Below are 3,458 nucleotides of genomic sequence, written 5' to 3'. Positions count from 1 at the left end.
GGCCGCCCCCGGCGCGCGGGCGGGTGCCGGGCCGACGGGAAGCGACGAGGGTACGGGCTCCGCCGGCACGGCCCGGTAAGGCCGGCATACGATTCCGGTCATGACCTCTCCGATCATGTCCGAGTCCGAGGTGCGAGCCGCCGTCGAGCGGGAGATGCCTGGCGTGCGGGCCGACCTGGAGCGCCTCGTCCGCATTCCCGGCATCGCCTTCGAGGGCTTCGACCACTCGCACGTGGAACGCTCCGCCGAGGCGGTGGCCGAGTTGCTGCGCGGCTGTGGCCTGGACGTCGAGATCGTCCGCTCCGGCGGCCAGCCCGCGGTGATCGGCCGTCGGGCCGCCCCGCCCGGTGCGCCCACCGTGCTGCTCTACGCCCACCACGACGTCCAGCCGGTGGGCGACAGGTCGCTGTGGGAGTCCGACCCGTTCGAGCCGGTGGAGCGGGACGGTCGGCTCTACGGCCGGGGCGCGGCCGACGACAAGGCCGGCATCATGGCGCACGTCGCGGCGCTGCGCGCGTACGGGGACGCGTTGCCGGTCGGCGTGGTCCTCTTCATTGAGGGTGAGGAGGAGTACGGCTCCGACTCGCTGGAGCGGTTGCTGGCCGAGCACCGCGACGCGATCGCCTCGGACGTCATCGTGATCGCCGACTCCGCCAACTGGGACATCGGCGTGCCCGCGTTGACCACCTCGCTGCGGGGCATCGTCAACTGCTTCGTCGAGGTGCGCACGCTGGACCACGCGGTGCACAGCGGCGTGTTCGGCGGCGCCGTGCCGGACGCGCTCACCGCGTTGGTCCGGCTGCTGGCGACGCTGCACGACGACGCGGGCGACGTGGCGGTGGACGGGCTGGTCGGCCGGGAGGGCGCGAGCGTCGACTACCCGGAGGACCGGGTCCGGGCCGAGGCGGGGCTCGCCGAGGGCGTGCGGTTTATCGGCACCGGCCGGATCACCGACCGGCTCTGGACCAAGCCGGCCCTGGCCGTTCTCGGCATCGACGCGCCGGCCACCGGCGAAGCGCCGAACGCCCTGGTCCCGGCCGCGAAGGCGAAGCTCAGCGTCCGCCTCGCCCCGGGCGACGACCCCAAGCGGGCGTACGCGGCGGTGCGCGCGCACCTGGAGCGGCACGCGCCGTGGGGCGCGCAGGTGACTGTCACCTTCGAGCACGACGGCGACCCCTGCGTGATCGACGCGTCCGGACCGATGTTCGACGCCGCCCGTTCGGCCTTCCGGGCCGCCTGGGACGGCACCGACCCGGTGGACATCGGCATGGGCGGCTCGATCCCGTTCATCGCCACCTTCCAGGAGATGTTCCCGAAGGCGGCGATCCTGGTGACCGGCGTGGAGGACCCGCACGCCCGTGCCCACGGCCCGAACGAGAGTCTGCACCTGGGGGAGTTCGCCCGGGTCTGCCTCGCCGAGGCGTTGTTGTTGGGCAGGGTGGCGGCGGCGGGCAGTTAGGTACCGACCCGGCAACTTTGGGCCTGATCTGGCAGTTCACGGCGTGTCGGACGATCGGCTGTTATAGCCTTTCGTACATGAGTACGAACGAGGTGATGGCCCGGTTGGGGGCCGCTGTCAGCGCGCTGGGAGATGTCGACGTCTCCGCGTGGTCCGAGGACACGCTCAACGAACAGCTCGGTGAGCTGTCCGCCGCCCTGGTCGCCCTCGACTCGGTGCTCTCCCGGGTCGCCGGCGAGGTTCGGGCCCGAGGGCTGCGCATCGAGGAGCCCGTCTCCGCCTGATCCGTCGGCCGCGTGAGCGGGCGACACCCTGCCGACACCGCCCGGGCACGGCAATGCCCGGGCGGTGTCGGAGGTGACTGGCAGGATGAGCTGCGTGCGGTTCCTCGACCTGGCAGCCACGTCCGCAGCCGTCGCTGCCACCAGCGGCCGGCGGGCCAAGGTGCAGCTGCTCGCCGACGCGCTGCGGCGGCTCGACAGGGCCGAGGTCGAGCCCGGCGCCGGCTACCTCGCCGGTGAGCTGCGCCAACGGCAGACCGGGGTCGGCTACGCGAGCCTGCGTGACCTGCCACCGCCGGCCGCCGAGCCGACGCTGACGGTGGCCGCCGTTGACGCCGCCATCACCCAGATCGCCGCCGTGCACGGTTCCGGCTCGTAGGCTCGACGTCGGGCACTGCTGGGCGCCCTCTACGGGGCGGCGACGGCCGACGAGCAGCGCCTGCTCACCGGCCTGTTCAGTGGTGAGCTGCGTCAGGGTGCCCAGGCCGGGCTCCTCGCCGACGCGGTGGCCCGAGCGCCGAGGTGCCGGTGGCGGCGGTCCGGCGGGCGCTGTTGCTCGCCGGTGACCTGCGCGCCGTGGCCGTGGCCGCGCTGGCCGGCGGTGCCGCCGAGCTGGCCGGCTTCGGGTTGCAGGTCGGCCGACCGCTGGCGCCGATGCTCGCGCAGAGCGCCCCGACGGTCGACGAGGCGCTCGCCGCGACCGGCACCCCGGCGGTGGTCGACGTGAAACTCGACGGCATCCGCATCCAGGTGCATCGCTCCGGCGGCGACATCGCCGTCTTCACCCGCAGTCTCGACGAGATCACCAACCGGGTGCCCGAGGTGGTCGCCGCGGTCCGCGCCCTGCCCGGCCGCGAGCTGGTGCTCGATGGTGAGGCGATCGGCCTGGACGAGACCGGCCGTCCACTGCCGTTCCAGCAGACCTCCAGCCGGGCCGCCCGACGCACCACCCCCAGCACCACCGGGCCCACCCCGGTCGCCCCGGCGGTGCTCGCGGCGGCCGCCAGCACGGGCACGACGGTGCTCACCCCGTACTTCTTCGACCTCCTGCACCTCGACGGTGAGGATCTGATCGACCTGCCCGGCCGGGACCGGTGGGCCGCCCTGGCCGGCGTGGCGGATTCGTCGCTGCTGGTCGGGCGGATGGAGGTCGACGGTCCGGAGCAGGCCGCCACCGCGTTCGCCGCCGCGCTCGACGCCGGGCAGGAGGGCGTGGTGGTCAAGGCACCGGACGCCCCCTACGACGCCGGTCGGCGCGGTGCCGCCTGGGTCAAGGTCAAACCACGGCACACCCTCGACCTGGTGGTGCTCGCCGTCGAGTGGGGCAGCGGCCGGCGCAAGGGCTGGCTGTCCAACCTGCACCTGGGCGCACGCGACCCGCGCACCGGCGACTTTGTGATGCTCGGCAAGACGTTCAAGGGGCTCACCGACGAGCTGCTGCGCTGGCAGACCGAACGCTTCCTCGACCTCGCCGTGGAACGCGGCGACTGGGTGGTCCGGGTCCGCCCCGAGCAGGTGGTGGAGATCGCCTTCGACGGGGTGCAGACCAGCTCGCGCTATCCCGGCGGGATGACGCTGCGCTTCGCCCGGGTGGTGCGCTACCGCGACGACAAGTCCGCCGCCGAGGCGGACACCATCGACGCGGTCCGGGCCATCCACGCCGGCCGCCCCACCGGCTGACCGACCGCAGCGGGCCGGTCGGCGGCGGCCCGGGTCAG

At 73.9% G+C, this 3,458-nt stretch carries 2 protein-coding genes and 1 pseudogene; all 3 read left to right on the top strand.

The window, feature by feature from the left end:
• Positions 1-115 precede the first annotated feature (115 nt).
• The 3 genes and pseudogenes from JM949_RS34690 to JM949_RS34680 all read left to right on the top strand — a co-directional run bounded on the left by JM949_RS34690 (position 116) and on the right by JM949_RS34680 (position 3,420).
• Complete coding sequence (locus JM949_RS34690; protein WP_203152269.1) at positions 116-1,459, top strand: dipeptidase; 1,344 nt, start codon at positions 116-118, stop codon at positions 1,457-1,459.
• Between the two features lie 77 nt (positions 1,460-1,536).
• Positions 1,537-1,743: a hypothetical protein gene (locus tag JM949_RS34685; RefSeq protein WP_030333429.1), complete on the top strand. Its 207-nt coding sequence runs from the start codon at positions 1,537-1,539 to the stop codon at positions 1,741-1,743.
• 85 nt (positions 1,744-1,828) lie between these two features.
• A pseudogene (locus JM949_RS34680) lies at positions 1,829-3,420 on the top strand (ATP-dependent DNA ligase).
• The last annotated feature ends 38 nt before the right edge of the window (positions 3,421-3,458 follow it).

Source organism: Micromonospora tarensis, from assembly GCF_016803395.1.
Lineage (GTDB): Bacteria > Actinomycetota > Actinomycetes > Mycobacteriales > Micromonosporaceae > Micromonospora > Micromonospora tarensis.
Note: the sequence above shows the minus strand (reverse complement) of the source record. Positions and strands in the feature narration are given on the sequence as shown.